The organism is Flavobacterium channae (genome assembly GCF_021172165.1).
Lineage (GTDB): Bacteria > Bacteroidota > Bacteroidia > Flavobacteriales > Flavobacteriaceae > Flavobacterium > Flavobacterium channae.
In genome coordinates, this window is sequence record NZ_CP089096.1 from 2,441,690 (window position 1) to 2,468,332 (window position 26,643).

24 protein-coding genes and 1 tRNA gene are annotated in these 26,643 nt (G+C 32.0%); 16 read left to right on the forward strand and 9 right to left on the reverse strand.

Features of this window, described 5'->3' with window-relative positions:
• Positions 1-56: 56 nt before the first annotated feature.
• The 3 genes from infB to rimP are packed head-to-tail and all read right to left on the reverse strand — an operon-like array spanning position 57 to position 4,651.
• Positions 57-2,879, reverse strand: a complete 2,823-nt coding sequence (gene infB / locus LOS89_RS11335; protein ID WP_231835358.1) for a translation initiation factor IF-2 — start codon at positions 2,877-2,879, stop codon at positions 57-59.
• A gap of 49 nt (positions 2,880-2,928) precedes the next feature.
• On the reverse strand, positions 2,929-4,170 hold the full coding sequence (gene nusA / locus LOS89_RS11340; RefSeq protein ID WP_231835359.1) for a transcription termination factor NusA: 1,242 nt from the start codon (positions 4,168-4,170) through the stop codon (positions 2,929-2,931).
• A 13-nt stretch (positions 4,171-4,183) separates the two neighbouring features.
• Entirely contained in the window at positions 4,184-4,651 is a 468-nt protein-coding gene (gene rimP, locus LOS89_RS11345; RefSeq protein ID WP_231835360.1) for a ribosome assembly cofactor RimP, read from the reverse strand.
• A gap of 170 nt (positions 4,652-4,821) precedes the next feature.
• Here rimP and LOS89_RS11350 point away from each other — a divergent pair, with 170 nt between their 5' ends.
• Positions 4,822-5,646, forward strand: a complete 825-nt coding sequence (locus LOS89_RS11350) for a universal stress protein (RefSeq protein WP_231835361.1) — start codon at positions 4,822-4,824, stop codon at positions 5,644-5,646.
• Positions 5,647-5,765: 119 nt separating this feature from the next.
• Here the strand turns inward: LOS89_RS11350 and LOS89_RS11355 are convergent.
• Positions 5,766-5,836, reverse strand: a tRNA-Gln gene (locus LOS89_RS11355).
• Positions 5,837-5,992: 156 nt separating this feature from the next.
• Between LOS89_RS11355 and LOS89_RS11360 the strand changes: the two genes are divergently transcribed.
• Both LOS89_RS11360 and LOS89_RS11365 read left to right on the forward strand, forming a co-directional pair.
• The gene (locus tag LOS89_RS11360) at positions 5,993-9,193 is read left to right on the forward strand and encodes a glycosyltransferase family 117 protein (RefSeq protein WP_231835362.1); all 3,201 of its coding nucleotides are present in this window, start codon (positions 5,993-5,995) and stop codon (positions 9,191-9,193) included.
• Positions 9,194-9,268: 75 nt separating this feature from the next.
• Positions 9,269-9,907 carry a polysaccharide deacetylase family protein gene (locus LOS89_RS11365; protein WP_231835363.1) on the forward strand — a complete coding sequence of 213 codons (639 nt, stop codon included), beginning with the start codon at positions 9,269-9,271 and terminating at the stop codon, positions 9,905-9,907.
• Here the strand turns inward: LOS89_RS11365 and LOS89_RS11370 are convergent.
• Entirely contained in the window at positions 9,904-10,200 is a 297-nt protein-coding gene (locus LOS89_RS11370; RefSeq protein WP_026724375.1) for a thioredoxin family protein, read from the reverse strand. The two genes, LOS89_RS11365 and LOS89_RS11370, sit on opposite strands and share 4 nt — an antisense overlap.
• A 75-nt stretch (positions 10,201-10,275) precedes the next feature.
• Positions 10,276-11,505, reverse strand: coding sequence for a metallophosphoesterase (locus tag LOS89_RS11375; protein WP_231835364.1), 1,230 nt, complete (start codon positions 11,503-11,505; stop codon positions 10,276-10,278).
• A gap of 125 nt (positions 11,506-11,630) precedes the next feature.
• Here LOS89_RS11375 and polA point away from each other — a divergent pair, with 125 nt between their 5' ends.
• The 6 genes from polA to LOS89_RS11405 all read left to right on the forward strand — a co-directional run bounded on the left by polA (position 11,631) and on the right by LOS89_RS11405 (position 18,524).
• Entirely contained in the window at positions 11,631-14,483 is a 2,853-nt protein-coding gene (gene polA / locus LOS89_RS11380) for a DNA polymerase I (protein ID WP_231835365.1), read from the forward strand.
• Positions 14,484-14,662: 179 nt separating this feature from the next.
• On the forward strand, positions 14,663-14,917 hold the full coding sequence (locus LOS89_RS11385) for an autorepressor SdpR family transcription factor (RefSeq protein WP_008256034.1): 255 nt from the start codon (positions 14,663-14,665) through the stop codon (positions 14,915-14,917).
• A 3-nt stretch (positions 14,918-14,920) separates the two neighbouring features.
• Positions 14,921-15,571, forward strand: a complete 651-nt coding sequence (locus LOS89_RS11390; RefSeq protein ID WP_231835366.1) for an SdpI family protein — start codon at positions 14,921-14,923, stop codon at positions 15,569-15,571.
• A gap of 68 nt (positions 15,572-15,639) precedes the next feature.
• The gene (locus LOS89_RS11395) at positions 15,640-16,401 is read left to right on the forward strand and encodes a GLPGLI family protein (protein ID WP_231835367.1); all 762 of its coding nucleotides are present in this window, start codon (positions 15,640-15,642) and stop codon (positions 16,399-16,401) included.
• 42 nt (positions 16,402-16,443) lie between these two features.
• Positions 16,444-17,811 (forward strand): serine hydrolase domain-containing protein, encoded by a 1,368-nt coding sequence (locus tag LOS89_RS11400; protein WP_231835368.1) that lies wholly within the window; start codon positions 16,444-16,446, stop codon positions 17,809-17,811.
• A gap of 2 nt (positions 17,812-17,813) precedes the next feature.
• Positions 17,814-18,524, forward strand: a complete 711-nt coding sequence (locus LOS89_RS11405; RefSeq protein ID WP_231835369.1) for a nicotinamide mononucleotide transporter family protein — start codon at positions 17,814-17,816, stop codon at positions 18,522-18,524.
• Here the strand turns inward: LOS89_RS11405 and LOS89_RS11410 are convergent.
• Positions 18,519-19,541, reverse strand: coding sequence for a LacI family DNA-binding transcriptional regulator (locus tag LOS89_RS11410; RefSeq protein ID WP_231835370.1), 1,023 nt, complete (start codon positions 19,539-19,541; stop codon positions 18,519-18,521). The two genes, LOS89_RS11405 and LOS89_RS11410, sit on opposite strands and share 6 nt — an antisense overlap.
• A 194-nt stretch (positions 19,542-19,735) precedes the next feature.
• Between LOS89_RS11410 and rplM the strand changes: the two genes are divergently transcribed.
• The 7 genes from rplM (at position 19,736) to LOS89_RS11445 (ending at position 23,997) form a co-directional block, all read left to right on the forward strand.
• Entirely contained in the window at positions 19,736-20,191 is a 456-nt protein-coding gene (gene rplM / locus LOS89_RS11415) for a 50S ribosomal protein L13 (RefSeq protein WP_231835371.1), read from the forward strand.
• Complete coding sequence (rpsI, locus tag LOS89_RS11420) at positions 20,191-20,577, forward strand: 30S ribosomal protein S9 (RefSeq protein WP_231835372.1); 387 nt, start codon at positions 20,191-20,193, stop codon at positions 20,575-20,577. Before rplM ends, rpsI begins: the two co-directional genes overlap by 1 nt.
• A 187-nt stretch (positions 20,578-20,764) precedes the next feature.
• On the forward strand, positions 20,765-21,526 hold the full coding sequence (rpsB, locus tag LOS89_RS11425) for a 30S ribosomal protein S2 (RefSeq protein ID WP_008256012.1): 762 nt from the start codon (positions 20,765-20,767) through the stop codon (positions 21,524-21,526).
• A 138-nt stretch (positions 21,527-21,664) separates the two neighbouring features.
• On the forward strand, positions 21,665-22,486 hold the full coding sequence (tsf, locus tag LOS89_RS11430; protein WP_231835373.1) for a translation elongation factor Ts: 822 nt from the start codon (positions 21,665-21,667) through the stop codon (positions 22,484-22,486).
• A gap of 90 nt (positions 22,487-22,576) precedes the next feature.
• Complete coding sequence (locus LOS89_RS11435; RefSeq protein ID WP_231835374.1) at positions 22,577-23,230, forward strand: queuosine precursor transporter; 654 nt, start codon at positions 22,577-22,579, stop codon at positions 23,228-23,230.
• Entirely contained in the window at positions 23,220-23,780 is a 561-nt protein-coding gene (locus tag LOS89_RS11440; protein WP_231835375.1) for a DNA-3-methyladenine glycosylase I, read from the forward strand. The genes LOS89_RS11435 and LOS89_RS11440 overlap by 11 nt, the downstream gene beginning before the upstream one ends.
• Positions 23,781-23,784: 4 nt before the next feature.
• Positions 23,785-23,997, forward strand: coding sequence for a VF530 family protein (locus tag LOS89_RS11445; protein ID WP_231835376.1), 213 nt, complete (start codon positions 23,785-23,787; stop codon positions 23,995-23,997).
• A gap of 285 nt (positions 23,998-24,282) precedes the next feature.
• Here LOS89_RS11445 and LOS89_RS11450 read toward each other — a convergent pair whose 3' ends face one another.
• Together LOS89_RS11450 and LOS89_RS11455 are read right to left on the reverse strand one after the other, a co-directional pair.
• Positions 24,283-24,933, reverse strand: a complete 651-nt coding sequence (locus LOS89_RS11450; RefSeq protein WP_231835377.1) for a LytR/AlgR family response regulator transcription factor — start codon at positions 24,931-24,933, stop codon at positions 24,283-24,285.
• Positions 24,926-26,536, reverse strand: coding sequence for a sensor histidine kinase (locus tag LOS89_RS11455; protein ID WP_231835378.1), 1,611 nt, complete (start codon positions 26,534-26,536; stop codon positions 24,926-24,928). The genes LOS89_RS11450 and LOS89_RS11455 overlap by 8 nt, the downstream gene beginning before the upstream one ends.
• Positions 26,537-26,643: the final 107 nt, after the last annotated feature.

Consider the following 26,643-nt stretch of genomic DNA (forward strand, 5'->3'; position numbering starts at 1 on the left):
GTGCAAAATAAAAAAAGCCATTCGAAAGAATGGCTTTTTTTATATCTATAAGTTGATTATTTCAACTTTTTCTTAACTTCAACTTCATGGAATCCTTCAATTAAATCATACTCACGAATATCGTTGTAATTTTTAATCTGCATACCACAATCGTATCCTTTAGAAACCTCTTTAACATCGTCTTTGAAACGTTTTAAAGTAGCTAATTCACCCGTGTAAATTACAACACCTTCTCTAATTAAACGTATCTTAGAGTTTCTTAGAATCTTACCATCAGTTACCATACATCCAGCAATTGTACCTACTTTAGAAACTTTAAAGATTTCTCTAATTTCTGCAGTACCTGTAATCTCTTCTTTCATTTCTGGAGATAACATTCCTTCCATTGCATCTTTCAAGTCGTCAATTGCATCGTAAATAATTGAATAGTTACGGATATCAATTTCTTCTTTCTCTGCCAACTGTTTCGCATTTCCTTGAGGACGAACGTTAAATCCAATAATAATTGCATCAGAAGCAGAGGCTAACAATACGTCAGATTCAGTAATTGCACCAACTCCTTTATGAATTATATTAATTTGAATTTCTTCTGTAGATAATTTAGAGAACGAATCCGATAATGCTTCAACAGAACCATCAACGTCTCCTTTAAGAATAATATTCAACTCTTTAAATTGTCCTAATGCGATACGACGACCAATTTCTGCAAGCGTAATATGTTTTTGTGTACGAACAGACTGCTCACGTTGTAATTGCGTACGTTTTGCTGCAATTTGTTTTGCTTCTCTTTCATCTTCGTAAACATTGAACTTATCACCAGCTGTTGGCGCACCATCTAAACCTAAAACAGAAACTGGAGTTGATGGTCCTGCCTCTTTAATTTGGTGACCTCTTTCGTCAAACATGGCTCTAATTTTACCATGGTTTTTACCAGCTAGAACATAATCTCCAATACGAAGAGTACCCGCTTGAACTAAGATAGTAGATACATATCCTCTACCTTTATCTAATTGAGCTTCTACAACAGTTCCTAATGCAGGTTTTTTTGGATTTGCAGTAAGTTCTAAAATTTCAGCTTCTAATAATACTTTTTCTAATAACTCAGGAACACCTTGACCAAATTTAGCAGAAATATCTTGAGATTGGTATTTTCCACCCCAATCTTCAACTAGTAAATTCATACCTGCTAATTGCTCTTTAATTTTTTCAGGGTTAGCCGTTGGCTTATCCACTTTATTGATTGCAAAAATCATAGGAACTCCAGCAGCTTGAGCATGACTGATAGCCTCTTTTGTTTGCGGCATTATTTCATCATCGGCAGCAACTACGATAATTGCAATATCGGTAACTTGAGCTCCACGTGCACGCATCGCGGTAAACGCCTCGTGACCTGGTGTATCTAAAAATGTGATTTTTTCACCATTTTCTAAGATTACTCCATAAGCCCCAATATGCTGAGTAATTCCTCCTGACTCACCCGCAATAACATTAGCTTTACGAATGTAATCCAATAAAGAGGTTTTACCGTGGTCAACGTGACCCATTACCGTAACAATAGGCGCTCTATGAACTAAATCTTCTGGATTATCTTCAACAACAACAGCAGCTTCTTCGATATCTGTAGTAATGAATTCGACTTCATATCCAAACTCATCTGCTACGATTGACAAAGTTTCAGCATCCAAACGTTGGTTCATGGTTACCATGATACCTAATGACATACAAGTTCCGATTACTTTAGTAATAGGCACATCCATCATAGTTGCAATTTCACCTACAGTAACGAATTCTGTTACTTTTAATGTTTTGCTGCCTTCTTCAAGTGCTTGTAACTCCTCTTCGTTTCTTTGACGGTGAGAATCTCTCTTATCTCTACGATATTTAGCAGATTTCGATTTATTTCCTTTACCTTGTAATCTTTCAAGAGTCTCTTTAATTTGATTTTTTACATCTTCTTCAGAAGGCTCAACTTTTTGAATAATAGGTTTTTTCCCTTTATTAAAACCACCTGCTCCACCACCTTTAACAAACTCTTTCTTAGGTCCGCCTGGTTGATTACTATTAGCGCCTGGCGCTCCTGGAGTACCAGGTTTAACAATACGCTTACGTTTATTTTTATTATTCCCAGCGTTAGGACCTCCAGCGTTTTGCGCTTGAGGGGTACCCGGCTTCTTAAAATCTTTTTTAGGTTCCTCTTTTTTCTTCTTAGGCTTTTCAAACTGAGATAAATCAATTTTTTGACCTGTAAAAGTTGCACCTGATAATTTTTGATATTGTGTTTCTATTTTTTCTTCTGCAACTTCTTCTCCAGCACTTTCATTTTTAGAAACTACTTCTTTATTTTTTGAAGATTCATCAGCTTTAGCAACCGGAGCTTCTTTCTTCTCTTCCGATTTAACTAGCTCAGCTGGTTTTTCAACTGCTGGTTTTTGTTCAGCTACAACAGGCTTTTCTTCAACTTTTTCAACTGGTTTTTCTTCAGAAACAGGCTTTTCAGACTTAACTTCTTGTTTTTTAGGATCTAATTCGATTTTACCAACAGCTTTTGGAGCAGATAAAATTGCTTTAGCTTTGATAACCTCTTGTCTTTGACGTTCCTCTTCCTGCAAACGTTTTGCTTCTTGCTCTCTTTCAAGTTCACGCTTAAGAGCCTCTTTCTCTTTTCGCTTTTCTTCACTTACTTCAAGAGAGGCTTCCTTATTCCCTTTGTCAGCAGAAAATTGACCGCATAAGACTTTATACTCCTCTTGTGATATTTTAGCATTTGGACTAGATTCAATTTCATGACCCTTTTCTTTCAGAAAATCCACAGCTCTATCAAGAGAAATATTTAACTCCCTTAAAATTTTGTTTATTCTTATTACTCTTTCTTCAGACATATAACCTTTTTAAAATTCTTGTATGTTGTTGTGTTGTTTGGTTAAAGAATTATCCTTCTAATTCTTCTTTTAATATATTGATTACATCTAAAATAGTCTCCTCTTCAAGATCTGTTCTTCTTACCAAGTCAGCAACATCTTGATTTAATACGCTTCTAGCTGTATCTAAACCGATTTTTTCAAATTCTTCAATTACCCAAGCTTCGATTTCATCTGAGAATTCTCTTAATTCTACGTCATCTTCTTCTTCAGCAACTCCTTCACGGATAACATCAATTTCATAACCAGTTAATAAGCTAGCCAATTTGATATTGTTTCCACCTCTACCAATAGCTTTTGAAACTTCCTCAATTTTCAAGAACACTTCTGCAGTTTTTGCCTCTTCGTTAATTTTAACTGTAGAAACTTTTGCAGGACTTAACGCTCTTGTAATATAAAGTTGTGCATTAGTTGTATAATTGATAACATCAATATTCTCGTTCCCTAATTCACGAACAATTCCATGAATACGAGATCCTTTCATTCCTACACAAGCTCCAACTGGATCAATTCTATCATCATAAGAATCAACAGCAACTTTTGCTTTTTCTCCTGGAATACGAACTACTTTTTTGATTGTGATTAAACCATCAAAAACTTCAGGAATTTCTTGTTCGAATAATTTTTCTAAGAACTCAGGAGCTGTTCTTGACATGATGATTTGCGGCTTATTACCTTTCAATTCAACATTTTCAATAACACCTCTTACGTTATCTCCTTTTTTGAAATAATCGTTAGGAATTTGTTTTTCTTTTGGTAAAACAATTTCATTTCCTTCATCGTCCATCAAAATTACAGCTTTTGGACGAACATGGTGCACTTCAGCAGTATAAATATCACCAATTAAATCTTTAAATTGTTTATAAAGATTTGTATTATCGTGCTCATGAATCTTAGAAATTAAGTTTTGACGTAATGCCAAAATAGCTCTTCTTCCTAATTGAATTAATTTCACTTCTTCAGAAACATCTTCCCCAACTTCAAAATCAGGCTCGATTCTTCTTGCTTCAGACAAAGAAATCTCAGAATTTGGATCTTCTACTTCACCATCTTCTACAACAACACGATTTCTCCAAATCTCCATATCTCCTTTATCAGGATTAATGATGATATCAAAGTTATCGTCTGATCCATATTTCTTTTTTAATGCATTTCTAAATACATCCTCTAAAATTGCCATTAGTGTAACTCTATCTATGAGTTTATCGTCTTTAAATTCTGAAAACGATTCGATTAATGCAATATTCTCCATGTCAACTCTTTATTTAAAATGATATTATAACAATTGCTTCTTTAATATTTTCATAAGGGATTTCTAGTTTTTTATCAACTGTTTCTTTCCCTTTACCAATCTTTTTAGGCTCACGCGCCTGCCATTCTAAAGTTATTTTTTCATCGTCAGCCAAAGTTAATTTAGCTTCAATTTCTTCAGATGAAATCGTTTTAACTTTTAAGGTTCTTCCAATATTTTTCTTGTATTGTCTAACTAATTTCAGCGGACTTGAAACCCCAGCCGAAGCTACTTCTAAAGAAAAATCTTGCTCTTCACGATCTAATTGACTCTCAACTGCTCTACTTACATCGATACAATCTTGCAAATTAACACCCGAATCTCCATCCAAAACAATACTTATTTTATTAGCTTCGTTTATAGATAAATCAATCAAAAAAAGATGCTCACGCTGCGCTAAAGCAACATCTAACAACTCCTGAACTTTATTTTTAAATGTCATATTTTTATAAAAAGAGGCACGCTGTGCGTGCCTCATAACCCTTTGTTGTTTAATAACGTTGCAAATATACAAATTTTTTTGAATTAAAAAAAAGATTGTCAGTTAGGATATTTTTTGTACTTTTATAGTATAAATTTATTCACGATTATAAATTAACCTAAAACAAACTTATGAAACGAATTTTAGTACCAACCGATTTTTCAAAACACGCCGAATACGCATTAAAAGTTGCAGCACAAATAGCAAAAAAGAATGATGGTGAAATCTTTTTAGTACATATGTTGGAATTACCAACTTCAGGAAATGATGCCGTTACAAGAGCTCACGATATTCCAGAATTAATGTTCTTTAAAAACGCAGCTGTCGCTAAGCTAGATGAATTAATGGACGCTGCTTACCTAGATGGCGTTAAAATTTCTAGAATTATCCAATTCGAAATGGCTTTTGACGGAATTTTGAAAAACGGCGAAGCTCACAATGTAGATTTAATTGTTATGGGTTCTCACGGAGCTAGTGGTTTCCAAGAAATGTTTATTGGATCAAATACTGAAAAAGTAGTAAGACACTCTAATGTACCTGTATTAGTTATCAAAAGAGAAGAAGAAAATTTCAATGCATCAAAATTTGTTTTTGCATCTGACTTCTCTGATGAAATAAAAAAACCATTTGAAAAAGTAGTTGAATTTGTTAACAAATTTGGTTCTCACCTTCATTTAGCAAACATCAACACTCCAAACAACTTTAAATCAACTAAAGTTGCTCAAAAACAAATGGATGAATTTGTTGCAAATTTTAAAATTGACAACTATTCAACTCATATTTATAATGATGTTAATGTTGAAAAAGGAATTTTACACTTTGCAAAAAGCATTGACGCAGACATTATAGGAATGAGTACACACGGAAGAAAAGGATTATCTCACTTCTTTAACGGAAGTATTAGTGAAGATTTAGTAAATCATGCTAAAAGACCTGTAATTACTTTCAAAATCTAATTTTAAGATTTTTTAAATAAAAAAGACCGCAAATTTGCGGTCTTTTTTATTTGATATTACACTCAAAATCAAACATATAAAAAATAAAAAAACTCCACTCAAAAATGAGTGGAGTTTTGTTGGCCCACAAGGACTCGAACCTTGAATGACGGTACCAAAAACCGGAGTGTTACCATTACACCATGGGCCAATACCTAACAACCTTTTCGATTGCGAGTGCAAATGTAGAACATATTTTTTATTCTGCAAATTTTTCTAAAAAAAATATTAAAAAAATTATTTAATCAATATCGTAAACAAAAAAATAGTTTCTTTGTAGGAGAATATAGAAAAACCAAAATCCAATATGAATTCATTCAACTTTAAAAAGTGGAACACTATTTTAGGATGGTCTACTTTTATTGTAGCATTAATTACTTATTCATTAACCGTTGAACCAACCCTTAGTTTTTGGGATTGTGGTGAGTATATAGCAACTTCTGCCAACTTAGAAGTTGGACACCCACCAGGAGCACCATTATTTCAAATGTTAGGTGCTTTTTTCGCAATGTTTGCTTTTAGTCTAGACAAGATTGCCTTAATGGTTAATTATCTTTCTGTATTTTCAAGTGCCTTTACCATTTTATTTATGTTTTGGTCATTGACAATTTTACTAAAAAAATTGATTGTTGGCGAAAAAGAACTTTCTACAAACAACAGTGTAATGATTTTAGGAAGTGCTGCGGTAGCTTCTTTATCTTTTGCTTTTACTGATAGTTTTTGGTTTAATGCAGTTGAAGCAGAGGTTTATGCCATGGCTACTTTCTTAATTGCCTTACTTTTTTGGTTGGGATTACGTTGGGAACAAGAAATCAACACACCAAGAGGAAACAAATGGTTATTAATAATATCGCTTGTAATAGGACTTTCATTTGGAGTTCACTTCATGGCTTTGTTAACTTTCCCAGCAATTGGATTTCTATACTTCTTTAAAAAATACAACAACATTACAGTAAAATCTTTTTTAATCGCAAATGTTGTTATTGTTGCAATCTTACTTTTCATATTCAAGCTTTTGCTTCCTTATACACTTGCATTCTTTGGAAAAACGGAAATTTTCATGGTTAACAGTCTTGGAATGCCATTTAATTCAGGAACTATTTTCGCTTTTATATTAATTGTAGCTGCTTTTTATTTTGGATTAAACTACACCAAGAAAAAAGGTCATGTTTTTTACAATACTTTAATATTATCAACACTTTTTATATTAATTGGATTTTCGACTTGGATGATGCTTCCAATACGCGCAAATGCTAATACACCAATTAACGAAAACAAACCTTCTGATGCCGCAGAAGTTTTAGCTTACTATAATCGTGAGCAATATGGTGAACAAAAATTATTCTACGGACCACAATTTTCAGATACTTATTCAGGATTGGATCCAGTTACTCCATATTTAGATGACAAACCAAATTATGAGCGTGATTATAAAACAAAAAAATATGTAATTACTAACGATTACAAAAACGCCAAACAAAATACCGATGATGCTCACAAAGCATTTTTACCAAGAATGTGGAGTAACGAGCACAACGAAAATTACATGATTTTCACTGAACCGTTAGAGTTTAGAATTAATCCAGAATACGCTCACGAAGATGAATTAGTTCAGATTGTTACGCAATTTAGACAAGCTTATCAAGCAGGAGAAATCGACACAAAAGATTATGACAAATTCTTAAAAGGATATGGTGAATATTTGATAATAGACAAGCCAACCTTCTTCAACAATATGAAATTCATGTTCCAATATCAATTTGGTTACATGTATGTTCGTTATTTAATGTGGAATTTTGTAGGAAGACAAAGCGATGTTCAAGGGAAATATGACAACACTAATGGAAACTGGTTAAGTGGAATCAATTTTATTGACGAGATTTTTATTGGAACTCAGAAAAATCTTCCACCTGATATGCAAAACAACAAAGGAAGAAACACTTATTTCTTTTTACCTTTTATTTTAGCTATAATTGGAATGGTTTTCCATGCTATGCGAGATAAAAAGAGCTTCTATGTTTTACTTGTTTTATTCTTATTTACAGGTTTTGCATTAAAAATCTACTTAAACGAAAGACCGTTTGAACCAAGAGAGAGAGATTATGCTTTGGTAGGTTCGTTCTATGTTTTTGCTATGTGGATTGCCTATGGGGTTTTTGCTATTTTTGAAACAATCAAAAAATACATTCAACCAAAGGTTGCTGTTCCAGTTGTTTTAGCAACTTCGTTATTAGCTTCACCAGTTATTTTAGCTGCTCAAAACTGGGACGATCACGATCGTTCTAACAAAGACACAGCTTACACAATGGCCAAAGCATATTTAGATTCTTGTGAACCAAATGCAATTTTATTTACCATTGGTGACAACGATACTTTCCCGCTTTGGTACATGCAAGAAATTGAAGGTTACAGAACCGATATTAGAATTGTAAATACAAGTTTATTTATGACCGATTGGTATATTGATCAAATGAAAATGAAATCTCATAGTTCTGATCCTATTCCAAGTTCGTTTAATAGAGATCAATACAAAGGAAGTAATAGAGACTACAGTTTGTATGTAGAAAGAACTAAAGAACCATTATTATTAGACGAAATGATTAAATTCATTGCACTTGATGATGAAAGAGCAAAAATTGAATTGAACAATGGTCGTAAAATAAACTACTTCCCATCTAAAAAAGTTATTTATCCTGTAGATAAAGCAGCAGTAATAAAAAACAAAGTGGTTTCTGAGAAATTCTATGATTCTATTGTTCCTACAATTGAATTTGAAATTAAAGAAAAGGCGCTTTACAAAAATCGTTTAATGATGCTTGACATCATCAACCAAAATAACTGGAAACGCCCTATTTACTTTACTGGTGGAAGTTTTGGTGAAGACGATTACATTTGGATGAAAAACTACTTACAATTAGACGGAATGTGCTTTAAGTTAGTTCCAATTAAAACTGAAGTAGAAACTCCAAGCCCAATGAGAATGGGACATATTGATTCTGAAAAAATGTACAATATTGTTATGAAATGGGATTGGGGTAATAGTGGAAAACCAATTATTTATTACGATCCGGAAACACGTAAAAACAGTATTAGCTACAGAACTAATTTGGCTCGTTTAATGGAAACATTAATTTATGAAGAGAAGTTAGATAAAGCTGAAAAAGTAATCGATTTGGCTATGGAAAAAATGCCTGTTCAATACTTTGGCTACTATTCGATGCTTGAACCATTTGCAATTGGCTACTACGAAGTAGGCAAAAAAGAAAAAGCAAGAGCGCTTATTTCTCAGGTTGTTAAAAAATACCAAGAGAACCTAACTTTCTACAATAGTTGGAAACCTAGTGAGCAGAATTTTTCAATAATGGATATTGTTACAGACATTGAAATGTATCGAGATTTAATCAAGGTTGCTGAATCAGCAGATGATTTAGAATTTTACAATCAAGAGAAAGTAAAATTCAACAACTTCAACAAAATGTTCAAGCGTTTTGGTAGAAAAATGGAATAACTAATTTCAAATCATAAAATGTTCCAAGTGAAAGAAATTTCGTTTGGAACATTTTTTTTATAGTAATTTTACAATATGAACTTCTATTGGGTAAAAACTAACAAACTAATCAAAATAATTTTCAATAAACTGATTTGGGACATACCCAATTCGGATAAAAAAATCTATTTAACATTTGATGATGGCCCAATTCCAGAAGTTACTGAATGGGTTTTAGAACTCTTAAAATCGGAAGGGATTAAAGCTACTTTTTTTTGTATTGGCGACAACATCCGAAAACATCCTGAAGTTTATAAAAGAATTTTGTCTGAAGGACATCAAACAGGAAACCATACTTTCAATCATTTAAACGGTTGGAAAACAAAAACTAGTAATTATATCGATAATTTCAAGTTGTGCGAAACTCAACAGTTAAAACTCGAAACTCAAAACTCAAAACTCTTTCGTCCTCCGTACGGAAAAATCAAGACAAGACAATCAAAAGCAATTCGACAATTAGGCTACAAGATAATTATGTGGGATGTATTGAGTTACGATTTTGATGCTACAGTTTCACCTGAAAAATGTTTAGAAAATGTCATTTCGAATACGCAACAAGGAAGTATTATCGTATTTCACGATAGTATTAAATCAGAAAAAAATCTGAGGTTTGCTTTACCTAAAGCAATTAAAGTTTTAAAAGAAAAGGGCTTTGTCTTTGATGTAATTTCTTAGGCTTGTTCTTGCACTAATGAAATTAATGTGTTTGCATCAAGTTCTCCGCTTTGTCTCCATACCATTTGACCTTCTTTATAAATCATTAAAGTAGGTAAACCTTTTATACGAAGCGCTTCGGCTAATTCCTGATTTTTGTCTACATCAATTTTAATTACACGTGCTTTGTCTCCTAAAGCAGCTGCTACATGACGAATTACTTCATTCATAGCTACTGAAGGCTCATTCCACTCTGTAAAAAAATCGATTAGTACAGGTACTTGAGCATCGATTAGTTCTCCAAATTTTGACATAAATTGCAATTTATTAGTATCAAAAATATTAATTTTCACACGAAAATAATATACAAATGTAGCATTTTTACTGAATTACACTACTTTTTCTCCTTTTTTTAGTTCAATTACCGTAATTTCAGGCATAATTCCTACTCTACCAGGGTAAGCATGAAAGCCAAAACCACGATTTACATAAATGTATCTTCCAGCATTTTCGTACAATCCAGCCCATTGTTTGTATACATATTGAACCGGACTCCATTTTACCCAACCAGGAATCTCAATCCCAAATTGCAAACCATGCGTATGACCCGAAAGTGTTAAATGATAATGATTGTCGTCATGCTGAATTTTCTCGTCCCAATGACTTGGATCGTGACTCATTACAATTTTGAAATCTTCTTTAGATAATCCTTTTGAGGCCAAATTCAAATCGCCACGCTCACCGAATTTTCTTCCCCAGTTTTCAACTCCAACAATTGCTAATTCCTGATTGTCTTTTTTGATTTTTACATGCTCATTCAATAACAACTTGAAATCAATCTTATCATGAATCGCTTTGATATTCTCAAAATTTCGGGCTTTATCTTGTTTTGACGGCCAATCCACATACTCTCCATAGTCGTGATTTCCTAAAACAGAAAACTTCCCATATTTTGGATTATGAATTCCTTTAAAAGTATCAATCCATGGATCCATTTCGGTTGCATGAGTATTCACAATATCACCCGTAAACAAAACCATATCCGAATTTTGCTCATTAATCAAATCAATTGCATACTGAATTTTTTCAGCATCATCAAAACTTCCACTGTGAACATCCGAAATATGCGTAATTGTAGTTCCATCAAAAGCATCAGGCAAATCTGGAAAAAACAGCGTTTGTCTGATTACTTTGTAATTGTACTTTCCAATAGTAATTCCGTATAAAAAAGAAGCAAACGGTATAGCCGCAATTCCCAAAGCAATTTGACTCACAAAACGTCTTCTTTCGGGTAAAAAACTTTCAGAACCACTTTTAGTTATTACACCAAATATCCCAACAAAAAAACGAACAATATCTTCTCCAAATAGAATGATAGTTACTAATAATTTTGGCACATATAATAGTAACAACAAACCCATTGTCATCATTGTTTTTGGTGTTTGCCCTACACTTCTATCAAAATGATACAATTGATAAATAATATAAGCTAATGCAATTGCAGATGTTATATAATAGAAAATAAAAAACCACTTCGATTTTATCAAAGTTTTAAATGCCTGAAACGCATAGATTTCCAGAATGACAACAAATACTAAAAAAACAATCCAACGAATCATTAGCTATTCTTTTTTTGCAAAGTAAGTAACAAGTTGTACAAATTGATGCTACATTAAATGAAATTTAACAAAGTTTTTTTAAACAAAGAATTGTACTTTTACATTTTAAATGAAATTTCTGAACAATGTCACAAAAACGTCTTTTTTTACTCGATGCCTACGCCTTAATTTTTAGAGGATATTACGCTTTTATCAAAAACCCAAGAATCAATTCTAAAGGAATGGATACTTCTGCCATTATGGGATTTATGAATTCTTTGATGGATGTTATTAAGCGCGAAAAACCAGATCATTTAGCGGTAGCGTTTGATAAAGGCGGAAGCGATTATCGTTTTAAAATGTATCAAGAATACAAAGCGCATCGTGACGAAACTCCAGAAGCGATTAAAATTGCGGTTCCTTATATTCAAGAATTATTGAAAGCGATGCACATTCCAATTATCGAAAAAGCAGGTTTTGAAGCCGATGATTTGATTGGAACTTTAGCCAAACAAGCCGAAAAAGAAGGTTTTCAAGTATTCATGGTAACGCCAGATAAGGATTTTTCGCAATTGGTTTCGGAAAATATTTTCATGTACAAACCTGCCCGAATGGGGAATGACATCGAGATTTGGGGAATTCCCGAAGTCTTAGAAAAATTTGAAATCGAGCGCCCAGAACAAGTGATTGATTTCTTAGGAATGATGGGCGATTCTGCCGATAATATTCCAGGATTGCCTGGTGTGGGTGAAAAAACAGCTAAAAAATTCTTAGCGGAATACGGAACTTTAGAAAACTTGCTAGCCAACACGCATCAATTAAAAGGTGCAATGAAAGATAAAATCGAAGCGAATAAAGAATTAGGGATTCTATCCAAAAAATTAGCGACTATCCTACTCGATTGCCCAGTGACTTTTGATGCTGACGATTACGAATTATCAAAACCTGATGTGGAAAAAACCGATGCGTTATTTCAGGAATTAGAATTCCGCCAAATGAAAGCGCAATTTGATAAGTTATTTGGAACTGGAAAAGAATATGACGAAATTGACAGCAATGGCAATACTTCTGAAATTCCACAACCAACAAAAAAAGCGCCAGTAAAAAAATCAAACGAAGACCAATTTGATTTGTTTGGTTTTAGTGATGAATCGGATGAACCAACTGCGAATCATTCCTATTATGCGACTTTAGAAAACACAACGCATTTCTACCAAATCGTTCAAGGTGATTTACCAGTAAAATTGTTAATGCAGAATTTATTAAACCAAACTTCGGTTTGTTTTGATACTGAAACTACTGGAATTGACGCTTTGAATGCCGAGTTAGTAGGAATGTCATTCTCTTTCGAAAAAGGGAAAGGATTTTACGTTCCGTTTCCAGAAAATCAGGAAGAAGCGCAAAATCTAATTGAAAAATTCCGACCTTTCTTCGAAAATGAAACCATCGAAAAAATTGGTCAGAACATGAAATATGACTTGAAAATTCTTTCGAATTACAACATTCAAGTCAAAGGAAAATTATTCGACACCATGATTGCGCATTATCTAATTAATCCAGATATGCGTCATAATATGGATGTGTTGTCGGAAACGTATTTGAAATATGCACCAAAATCGATTGAAACTTTAATTGGTAAAAAAGGAAAAAATCAATTGTCAATGCGTGATGTCCCTCTGGAAGACATAAAAGAATATGCAACCGAAGATGCTGATATTACCTTCCAACTAAAAGAACATTTCCAACCGATTTTAGAAAAAGTAGGTACAAAAAAATTGTTTGACGAAATCGAAATTCCGTTAGTTCCCGTTTTAGCGGATATGGAAAAAGAAGGGATTCGTTTGGATGTGGAATTTCTAAAAAGTATGTCGGTTGACATGCAAAAAGAAATCGATGCGTTTGAACAACAAATCTATGAAACGGCGGGTGAGAAATTCAATTTGGCTTCTCCAAAACAATTGGGCGATATTTTATTCGACAAACTAAAAATCGGTGGTGCGAAACAAAAGAAAACCAAAACCGGTCAATATGCCACTGGTGAAGAAGTGTTAAGTTATTTAGCAAACGAACATCAAATTGTACGCGATATTTTAGAATGGCGTCAAATGGTGAAATTGCAAAGCACTTATATTGATGCTTTGCCAAATCAGGTCGATAAAAAAACAGGAAGAGTGCATACGGATTATATGCAAACGGTTGCTGCTACAGGTCGTTTGAGTTCGAATAATCCGAATTTACAAAACATTCCAATTCGTACCGAAAGAGGAAGACAAATTAGAAAAGCCTTCATTGCACGCGATGAAAATTATACCTTACTTTCTGCCGATTATTCTCAAATTGAATTGCGCATCATTGCCGCTTTGTGTGGCGAAGAAAATATGATTAAAGCGTTTCAAAATCACGAAGACATTCACAAAAGTACGGCTGCAAAAGTATTCAATGTACCTTTAGATGAAGTGACAAAAGAACAAAGAAGCCATGCTAAAACCGTAAACTTCGGAATTATTTATGGGGTTTCAGCTTTTGGATTGAGCAACCAAACCAATTTATCAAGAAAAGAAAGTGCCGATTTAATTGAAGCATATTACAAAACGTATCCAAGATTAAAATCGTTTATTCAAGAGCAAGTAGATTTTGCTAGAGAACATGGTTATGTAGAAACGATTTCAGGAAGAAGACGATATTTAAAAGACATCAACTCAGCCAATGCGATTGTTCGTGGCGGTGCGGAACGAAATGCGGTAAATGCGCCAATTCAAGGTTCGGCAGCCGATATTATTAAAATTGCGATGATTAACATTCACAAAAAACTAACGGCTGAAAATTGGAAATCTAAAATGCTATTGCAAGTACATGACGAATTAGTATTTGACGTGCACAACTCCGAATTAGAGAAAATACAACCGATGATTAAACACGAAATGGAAAATGCTTTCAAAATGGCAGTTCCGTTAGATGTAGAAATTGGATTGGGTAAAAATTGGTTGGAAGCGCATTAATTAGTGGTCAGTGGACAGTAGCAGTTGGCAGTTGGATTAGTTTTGTCATTTCAACGAAGTAGAAATCACATTATATAACCTCAAACCCGATACGTTACAAAACCTATCGGGTTTATTTTTTGAAAACATTTTGCCATTTCAAATAATATTTAGATATTTGTCTAAATATATAAATTAATATGAACGCAATTTTCAAAGCCTTAAACGACGAAACCAGAAGAGATATTCTGGAATTGCTGCGCAAACAGGAAATGACGGCTGGCGATATTGCGGATCAATTTCATATTTCAAAACCCAGTATTTCGCATCATTTAGATATTTTAAAACGTGCCGATTTAGTCACGAGCGAGAAAAAAGGGCAATTTGTAGTCTATTCTTTAAACACTACAATTGTTGACGACATTTTACAATGGATTATTACCCTAAAAAAATAAAGTATGGAGAAGTTGAAAAAAGAAATTCCGTTTATCATTATTTCATTATTACCTTTCATTTATTTAGCATTTATTTGGAATAATCTACCCGATGAAATTCCGATGCATTGGAATGGTTCTGGTGAGATTGACGATTGGGGTAAAAAGATAGAAATAATTTTTCCACTGTTGCTGATTAGTGGAATTGGTTATTTTACATTTTTGATTATTCCGTCATTAGATCCTAAAGGAAATTTAGATAAAATGGGAAACAAATTGCATAATTTAAGATATATAATAAGTGTATTTTTAACCTTATTGGCATTATTTATAGTGTATAGCATTCAAATGAAAAACTCAAATCCTAAAATGATTTTTGTTATTATTGGTTTGCTATTTACATTCTTAGGCAATTATTTCAAAACCATAAAACCTAATTATTTCATTGGAATCAGAACGCCTTGGACATTAGAAAACGAAGAAGTTTGGAAAAAAACACATATACTAGGCGGGAAACTATGGTTCGTAGGCGGACTTTTAATGGCGTTGACATTTGTATTGCCAAATAATGTTCAATTCTATACTTTTATGGGAATTACTGCCGTTATTAGTATTGTTCCGATTGTGTATTCGTATTTGAAATTCAAAAAAATCAAGAAACCTAATCACTTTTAACGTTTTTTTCTGACAAATTTACATTTGAAATTATATTTTTAAACTTTAAACCTTTAAAAATAAACAACATGAAAATTCACTCTTTGTTTTTACTATTTCCTTTTTTTGGCCTTTCGCAAACAGTAGAAGTTAAATATTATAACAATCAAATTTTTAAATCGGATCAAATTGTAGAATATATTCCCAAAGAAATTAAACCAAACTATGCTCAAAATCACTATTCATACACATTAATTAACAGTAATAACATTTCTGTTTTTAAAAATGATAAAATTGTAGAAATCTCGCTAGAAAATGACACAATTAATGAAATTGAATTATATGAAATCTTTGGTGATAAACATATCGTGGTAGAAGAAAAAAATACAAAACCTTTTGATTATTCATCAAAAGAAAGTTTAATCCTTAAAGATTTTAATTCTAAGACTTTAGAATTTGAAAGAAAACTAGAAAGTAAAGTTATTGTAAAAGATTCTTTAATCAATTGGGAATGGAAACCAATAAAAGGAACAGAAGAAATCCTTGGTTACAAATGTAAAAAAGCAATTACAAATAAATATGGATCGATAAAAACAGCATATTATACAGAAGAAATACCTATCTCGGATGGCCCATTTAATCATACTGGATTACCTGGTTTAATTTTAAAAATTAGTTCTGAAAAAAACGAAATAATTGCCTATGAAATTCATAAAAAGAAAGAGAATATTCAAATAGAAAAACCAACTTTTGAAGGCAAAAAACTGACACTAAAAGAACTAGAAAAAGAGATCAATAAGTTAAACAATAAATATCAGATTGAGTTTGATAATAAAATCAAAAATCAGTAACAAAATAAAATCTCAACTACTAATTAGAAAAACAGAAATACCATGAAAAAATTACTTCTTTTTGTATTTGCTTTTTCGAGTTTCACTTTTGCGCAAGATAAGTTCACCCGTATGGATAGTTTATTAAACTATTTATACGAAAACAACAAATTCATGGGTTCGTTAACCATTCGCGAAGGGGAAAATGTGGTTTTTAATAAAGCGTATGGTTTTGCTGATGTTGAAAAAAATATCAAAGCCAATCGCTTAACACGATACAAAATAGGTTCAATTTCTAAAACTTTCACCGCTGTAATGGTGATGCAATTGATTGAAGAGAAAAAACTAACCTTGCAAACCAAATTAAATCGTTTTTATCCAAAAATTAAAAATGCTGAAAAGATTTCGATTTATGACTTACTGCACCATAGAACCGGAATAGTAGATTTAGTAAATCAGGACACTACTTTTCATAAAGTAATAGATAAAAAACATTCGAAAGAAGACATTTTAAAAGTAATTACAGCTTATAAATCGAATTTTGAACCTGGAAGCAAATACGAATACAGCAATTCTAACTTTTTTATTTTAGGTTGTATTATCGAAAAACTGACCAAAAAATCATACGCAGAAAATCTTCAAAATAGAATCGTAAAAAAGGCAGAATTAGGCACTTACGAAAACAAAACCGAAATGACGGATAAAGGTGCTGTAACTAAAAAAGTATTTATTCCTACAACATATTTTAGTGAAGAAGCTACAAATACAGAAGGCAAAGAAAGTTATTCCTATTATTTTGATGGCACAAATTGGGTAAAATCACCAGAAAATCATAATTCGATTGCGTTTGCTTCTGGCGGCATTACTTCTACTCCTGCCGATTTAACAAAATTTATTTATGCCCTTTTCAATGGAAAACTAGTTAATCAAGCTTCTTTAGAGCAAATGAAAGAAATCAAAGAAGGTTATGGAAAAGCCTTAATTCAGTTTCCTTTTGGCGAAAGACGTTTTTATGGTCATGGTGGAAGAATTGAAAATTTCAGTTCGATGTTAGGTTATTATCCAACCGAGAAATTGAGTTTTTCTTTGATTTCAAATGGCGATAATTTTGTGCAAAACGATATTATCATTGGAATTTTGAGTATTTATTACAAAATGCCGTTTCCTTTTCCTCAATTCATGAAAATGGATAAAGCAGAATTAGCAAAATTTACTGGAACTTATGCATCAAAAGACATTCCTATAAAAATTACCGTTTCTGAAAAGAATGGCGAATTATCAGCACAAGCAACAGGACAAGGCGCTTTTCCATTGACATTTAAAGAAGAAAAGACTTTCGTTTTTGCCGCTGCTGGAATTGAGATGGTATTTGGAGATAACTCTTTCGTTCTAAATCAGGGCGGAGCAAAATTTAACTTCACAAAAGAATAACTATGCCAAACACTATCGCTACCATCAAAAGCATTACCAATAGCAAATATCTCGATTTTATTGGAGTGGTTTTGGTGGTGGGCGTTTCGGTATATCTTGAATATTACAAAACCACATTTGATTTTAATTGGGACGGAAAAAATTACTCTTTTTATTTGGGTTACTTTTCAATTTTAAACACGTGTTTGTCGATGATGGCAACGCGATTGGTTACCAAGAAAAACAACATTGGAAATCTAATTAGTACTTGTAATACATTACTTAGTGGTTCTATCGATTATCTTTTAGGAAATATTGGTGCGATTTTAACATATCCAGTTTCGTTTTTTGGAAATTATTTTGCTTTCAGAATTTGGAAAAAGAAACAATATTTGAATGCTATTGACGGTATCTTTTTCCGAAATATGGCAATTGGTTTACTACTTTCGTTAGTATTGAATTACATTGCCTTCACAACATTTTCAGACAAAGCGATTGATTGGCTATTGTTTTTTGCGATTGCTATTCCAGCCGGAATTAGTTTTGGTGGCACCTTTAATATAGGAAGAATGTATCCTGATAATTGGATTAACTGGCAAGTATATAATTTATTCAAAATCATACAAAATGTAATGCTAATGAACATTGCCAACACCGCAAAATACGTGTTTTATATGTTCAATGCGATTTTGGGTTATATCACTTGGAAGGATGATAAAGCAAAGCAACTATAACTTCCTAGTCGATTCTCTCTGACGCAACTCTGTTTTTATTACAACAGTTTGCGGTTGGTAAAACTCATCTTTAGAATTGAGTTTGTGAATTAACAATTCGGCTGCTTTAGCTCCAATTTCTGGCGCGTGTTGGCTCACGGTTGATAGACTAGGCGTTAATCTTCTTGACCAAACACCATCAGCAAAACCAATGATATTTAATTCTTCTGGAATTTTTGTTCCTTGCTTCAAAGCCATTCGCATTGTCATAGTAGAACTGTGTTCGTCTAATGCAAAAACAGCATCCATTTTTTTTGCAGAAATCAATTTTTGTAATTTAACATCTAAATCATCTGTGGCCGTTTCCAGAACAATCAATTCTTTATCTATTTCTATTTTGGCATCTGTTAATGCTTTTTTGTATCCTTCTAAACGTAATTTCCCAACGCTAAGATTATTTACAGTTGAAAGCAATGCAATTTTTTTACTTCCTAATTTAATTAAATGAGAAGTAGCATCATAAGCAGAATCAAAATCATCTACCACTACTTTATCGCAATTAATCCCGTCAGCCACTCTATCAAACATTACAATAGGAGTACCACTATTCATAATATCTTTAAAATGCTTGTAATCTTTTAACGACTGTGTTTCTTCAGCAACAGAAACAATAAATCCGTCAATGGTTCCATTGTTTAGCATGTCCATTACTTGTTTTTCTTTTCTAAAAGATTCATTTGAAATTCCCGTAATAACATTATAACCGCTTGCTAATGCTTTCTTTTCAATTCCACTAAAAACTTTAGCAAAAAAAGGATTTAGTATGTTTGGAATTATTAAACCAATAGTATTAGTACGTTGGTTTTTTAAATTCTTAGCAATGCTATTTGGTTTATAATTTTTTAAAGCAGCATATTCTTGAATTTTTATTTTAGTTGCTTCACTTATTTCTGGGCTATCACTTAATGCTTTAGATACCGTTGAAATTGACACACCAAATTCAAGTGCAATTTGTTTTAGAGTTGCTTTTGCTTTCATATACAGTTGTTATTTGGTAAAATTAGTAAATTCTTTAATTTATGAAACAACTAATTTTGTTTTTTACACCAATAAAATCAACTAACCGAAGAGAAAAAATAATATTTTACAAAGTGTGTTTGCAATTCTAATAAATAATTGTACTTTTGCACTCCCTTTATTGGGAATGGAATGTTTAATTTAAATTAATTATTGTGAACACATTAAGCTACAAAACAGTATCAGCAAACAAAGCAACTGCAGACAAGCAGTGGATTGTTGTGGACGCTGAAGGGCATAACTTAGGTCGTTTATCTACAAAAGTAGCTATGCTATTAAGAGGTAAATACAAACCAAGTTATACACCGCACGTTGACTGTGGAGATAACGTAATTGTTATCAACGCAGAAAAAATCAACCTTACTGGTAACAAGTTAGATGACAAAACGTACATCAGACACACTGGTTACCCAGGAGGACAAAGAAGTTTAACTGCTAGAGTAATGCAACAAAAAAATCCTGCATTATTAGTAGAAAAAGCTGTAAAAGGAATGTTACCTAAAAACAAATTAGGTGCTGAATTATTCCGCAATTTAAATGTATATGTAGGTTCTGAGCACAAACATGCAGCTCAAACACCTAAAACCGTTAACCTAAACGATCTTAAGTAATGGGAGCTATTCACAAAATCGGTAGAAGAAAATGCGCTGTTGCACGTGTTTATGTTTCAGAAGGAACAGGAAAAATCACTGTAAACAAAAGAGAATTCAGTAACTACTTCCCAACTGCAACTTTACAGTACAAAGTAATGCAACCTTTAGCTATGACTGAAAATGCATCAAACTTTGACGTTAAAGTAAACGTTTATGGTGGTGGTACTACAGGACAAGCAGAAGCTGTAAGAATGGCTATCGCTCGCGCTATGTGTGAGGTTGAAGCTGAAAACAGAGCTATCCTTAAACCAGAAGGATTATTAACAAGAGATCCTAGAATGGTTGAACGTAAAAAATTCGGTCAGAAAAAAGCACGTAAGAGATTCCAATTCTCGAAACGTTAATATTCGATATTTATCAGAATATATTTTCAGATTTATTTTTACAATTAAAATTGAATTAAAAACAAAGTTGTCGATATTCCTTGTAAAAAGGGAATTAGTTTAGCATCTAAATGAAGCCTAAAGCCTAAAGCTTAAAGCTTAAAGCCCAACGGAACATTGCTAATCACGGAACGTAAACTATTACACAATGGCAAACAAAATTGACGTTAAAGAGTTATTAGAAGCAGGTGTACATTTCGGACACATGACTCGTAAATGGGATCCAAACATGGCTCCTTACATTTATATGGAACGTAATGGTATTCATATCATTAACTTATATAAAACTGCAGCTAAAATTGAAGAAGCTAACGAAGCTTTGAAAAAAATTGCTGCATCTGGTAGAAAAGTATTATTCGTTGCTACCAAAAAACAAGCAAAAGATATCGTTGCTGAGAAAGCAGCTGCATGTAACATGCCTTACATCACTGAAAGATGGCCAGGTGGTATGTTAACTAACTTCGTAACTATCCGTAAAGCTGTTAAAAAAATGGCTTCTATTGATAGAATGAAGAAAGACGGTACTTTCATGACTTTATCTAAAAAAGAAAGATTACAAGTAGATCGTTTACGTGCTAAATTAGAGAAAAACTTAGGTTCTATTGCTGACATGTCTAGACTTCCAGCAGCTCTTTTTGTAGTAGACGTTAAAGCGGAGCATATTGCAATTAAAGAAGCACAAAAATTAAACATTCCAGTTTTCGCAATGGTAGATACGAACTCGGATCCACGTCCAATTGATTTCGTAATTCCTGCAAATGACGATGCTTCTAAATCTATTGATAAAGTTTTATCTTTAGTATCTGCTGCTTTAATCGAAGGTCTTTCTGATAGAAAAGTTGAAAAAGACGAATTACCAGCTAAAGAAGTAGAAGCTACTGAAGCTCCTGCTACTGAAACTGAAGCATAAATAAATTAAATTCCAAGAATTAAATTCCAAATTCCAAACTTGTTCTAACCATTCGTTAGCAATTTAGTAAAATTGGAATTTGGGATTTAGTGATTGGGATTTTTTACTTTTATAAACAACAAATAAAAAAAATACAAAATGGCAAATATTACTGCTGCAGACGTAAATAAATTAAGAACTATCACTGGTGCTGGAATGATGGATTGCAAGAAAGCATTAGTGGAAGCAGAAGGAGATTTCGATTTAGCTATCGAAAACTTAAGAAAAAAAGGTCAAAAAGTAGCTGCTAACCGTTCAGATAGAGAATCTACTGAAGGAGCTGCTGTTGCTGTTATCAATGCTGATAATACTGCTGGAGTTGCAATCACTTTAAACTGTGAAACTGACTTCGTAGGTAAAAATGAAGCATTCGTAAAATTAGCAAACGATTTAGCTAACCAAGCATTAAACTATGCTACTAAAGAAGAATTATTAGCTTCTGATTTCAACGGAATTACTGTTGCTGAGAAATTAATCGAGCAAACAGGAGTTATCGGAGAAAAAATCGAAATCGGTGCTTTTGAAAGATTAGAAGGTGCATTTGTTGGATCTTACATCCACGCTGGTAAAATTGCTACTTTAGTAGCTTTATCTGCTAACGTTGCTGGTGCTGACGAAGCTGCTAAAAACGTTGCAATGCAAGCTGCTGCTATGAACCCAATTGCTTTAAACGAAGCTGGTGTTGATGCTGCAATCATTGAAAAAGAAATCGAAATCGCTAAAGAGCAATTAAGAGCTGAAGGTAAACCAGAAGCAATGTTAGATAACATTTCTAAAGGAAAAATCCAACGTTTCTACAAAGACAATACTTTAGTAAACCAAGATTTCATCAAAGACAGTTCTATGAGTGTTGCTAACTACATTAAATCTGTAGATGCTAACTTAACTGTAACTGGATTCAGAAGAGTTGCTTTAGGATAATATTCTAAAACCAATTATATAAAAACTTCAATCTTAGGGTTGAAGTTTTTTTTTGCAATATAATTCTCTACTTTTGGTAAAACAATTGCTATGTTTCAAAGAAGAAAAGATATTATTTATGTAATTCTTGTTGGAATATTTATAACCAATGCTCTAGTTGCCGAATTAATAGGTGGAAAATTGATTTACATCGGAGATGTTGTAATGAGCTTAGGAATTTTACCTTGGCCCATAGTTTTCATTACAACCGACTTAATCAACGAATATTTTGGCGAAAAAGGAGTAAAAAAGTTATCATTTATTACAGCCGGATTAATTGCTTATACATTTTTCCTATTATTAATTGGATTACAAATTCCTGCCGTTAAAGGCGATGGTTTAATTACGGATGAACAATTCACAGCTGTGTTCGGGCAAAGCATGTGGATTATTGTGGGAAGTATCACGGCTTTTTTGGTATCTCAATTAATTGATGTTACCATTTTCCACTTTGTAAAAAACCGAACAGGAAAAAAAATGATTTGGTTGAGAAGTACAGGTTCAACCGTAATTTCACAACTTTTTGATAGTTTCATTGTCTTAGGGATAGCCTTTTGGCTACCCGGAAAAATCGATACTAAAATGTTTATAGCATCTGCATTAACAGGCTATACAGTAAAACTATTAATTGCTATTGGATTGACTCCATTAATTTATTTAGGACATTTTTTAATTGAAAAATACTTAGCAAAAGATGGAAAATAAAAACCGTTGCGCTTGGTGCGAAAAAGACGATTTGTACCGTAATTATCATGATAACGAATGGGGGAAACCCGTTTATGACGATGCCACTATTTTCGAATTTTTGGTTTTAGAAACGTTTCAGGCGGGATTGAGTTGGTATACGGTCTTAGCAAAAAGAGAAAACTTCAGAAAAGCATTTGACAATTTTGATTTGATAAAAGTAGCCAATTATTCAGAAGATAAAATGGCTGAATTAGCAGAAGACACAGGAATTATTCGAAACAAATTAAAGATTAAGGCTACGGTTACCAATGCAATAGCATTTTTAAAAGTACAGGAAGAATTTGGGTCTTTTTCAAAATATATTTGGGGATTTGTTGATGGAAAACCGATTGACAACAAACCTAAAACATTAAAAAATGTAGCAGCCACTACTCCTATTTCAGATGCTTTAAGCATAGATTTGAAAAAACGTGGCTTTAAATTTGTCGGCTCTACGGTTGTGTACGCTCACATGCAAGCAACTGGAATGGTAAATGATCATGTAATAGATTGTTGGACAAGAAAATAAAATTATGAGCAACGACCCACTTCACGGAAAAACTTTGAAAACTATTGTAGAACAATTAGTTGGTTTTTATGGATTTCACACTTTAGCAGAACTAATAAACATTAAATGTTTTAAGGAAAATCCATCTGTAAATTCAAGTCTAAAATTCTTAAGAAAAACGGATTGGGCTAGAAAAAAAGTTGAGGAATTGTACATTAGGACTTTGCCGAAATTATAAATTAAAAAGGACTATCAAATGATAGTCCTTTTTAATTACATTGTATAAATATAAACCGCTATTACTCCTAATAATATGTAGAGTATTATTAATAAAATTACAAGTTTATTTTTATTGAAAAAATTCATTATTTCTAGTTACTTTTTTAGCAACTTCTCATATTTAACGATGTATTAGAAAAACATATACTTCCAAAAAATGAAAAACGCTTACTTAAAACAAAAGTAATTTTAAAATAAATAATTTTTTAGTTTGTGGGACAAACTGCAGGACTTTGTATACGAGCTATAATCCTACTGCTAAATTTCTTGACAATGGTATTTCAAAATTCTCAATTTGAATTGCATTTGTAGATTTTACCAAAATTTTGCTTTTATTAATCACATAAGAACGATGCACTTTAATAAAAACTTCTTCAGGCAATTGTTTTGAGATATTTTCAAGTGTATTTCGTGTAGTAATCTTTCGATTTGACAGTTGTATATCAATGTAATTTTTATCGCTTTTAATGAATAATATTTCGTCAAAATTTAATTTAATTTCATTGTAACCATCTTTAATCACAATAGTTTTAGACTTTAATTGTTCTTGCGCTAATTCGATTGCAGCAATTAAATCAACAGATTTTATAGGTTTTGTTAGATAAGCAATGGGGTGAATTGTTAAAGCGTTTTTTATGGTTTCAATTTCGGTTTGTCCAGTAATAAATATTACTTTTTCTTTTTTAATATTCTCTTGAGCCCATTCAATCCCAGACATTTTTTCACCTAAATTAATATCTAATAGAATAATATCTGGCATAAAATTTTGCAACTTTTCTGTTGCCTGACTTATTTTAAAAGCGAGCTCAACCTGAAAATCATAAACTTCAATTAAAATCTCTTTAATATGATTAGCAATTAAAACTTGATCTTCAACAATCAATATTTTAGTCATGTTTATTTATATTAAAAGTTAATTTAAACCCTTTTGAAATATCAATCTCGTAATCCGCCTCTAATTGCAAGCAAAGTTGGTCAATTAATTTTGGCTTTACTATTTTTTCTTTTGGTTTTTCTCCATTATCTTGATATACAAATTTTATACTTTCATCTAAATCTAATATTCCTAATAAAACTTCCTTTGTTTGATTTTCCTCAAAGGCATGCTTAATTGAATTTATTATCAATTCGGTTATCAACAATCCCAAATACATTGCTGTATCAGAATCGATATACAATTCATCAATTTCGTATTTAATTAAAATGTTCTTCTCTGCAAAAATTTCATCAAAATTATTTAAAACATCAATCAAATATCTATTTAAATGAATCTCATTTTTATTTTTTGAAGTATATAAATGTCTATGCAATAAAGCAATTGTTTCAACTTTAGAAAGCAATCTAATAAAATCGTTTTTGCTTTCCGAACTTATATTCTTCTTCAAAGTATCCGAAATAAGAATTGAAATTAATTGTAAATTATTATTAACACGATGGTTGGTTTCTCTTACCAAAAACTCGTTCTCTTTATGTAGTTTTTCTAACTGTATGTTTGTTTTTTTGATTTTTTTCATAAAAACCCATAAAACCGCCAAACCACAAGAAACTGATATTAAAATAATTAGCAATAGTAATTGGTTTTTCTTCGAATTAGTTAACTCTTTTTCTTTAGCATCGATAATAACTTTGTTTTCTAACAATTCATATTTTTTATTACTAGTATAAAAAGCTATTTCATTATTTACACCAATTAAAGTATCGCTATAAACAAGGGCTGTTTTAAAATCATTCTTTAATGCTGTTGAATTTTTTAATTCATTGTAACATTGCTGCAGTTGCCATAAGTTGTCTATTATTTTAGCTTGTTTAACAGCCTCTGTATAATACTTTATAGCTGAATCAAAATCATCTTCTTTTTGCTGATAATATCGCCCTAGGTTAATAGAAACATCTATAAAAGCCATCTTAGTATCATACTTTTTAGCAACATCATAAGCTCTTAAAAAAAATGGTAACGCTTTTTTAGGTCTTTTATTAAAGTCTAAAAAACCCAATTCATTTAAAGTATATACTATAACAGATTTATCTTTTATTTTTGATTCATTACTAAGAATTAAATTCCCAATTTCTTTAATTTTAACTACTGAATCTGGAACATTGTTGTAGTATTCTGCCAACAATGCCATTCTTCTATTCAAAAAATAAAATTTGTACTCTAAATTTTTGTTTTTAGTATATAATTTTTCAGCTTCATATATATAATTACATGCTATATTTCTCTTAACCAAGTATCTAGAAATTTCAGCACGTATTGTTAATATATTAAAAAGCTCATCCGTATTATTTTCTTTCTTATAATAGTTTTCGGCTTTATCCAAATAGAAAAAACAACTATCAGATTTTGAAATTGATTTTAAAATTTTAGCATACTTAACGTAATAATCTGCAAGTTTTGAGGGATTTTTAGCAGATTGTTTGATTACCTTTTGAGTATATACATAGGCAGAATCATACTGACAATTATCAATAAAAACTTTGATTTTAGCATCAGGATTCAATTGACAATAAGCAATATTTAAAAAGAAAAAAGTTGCAATAAAAAAGTGATATCTCTTGATAATCATTTTGTTTATTTTATTGAAATATAAACTTATCAAAAAAAATT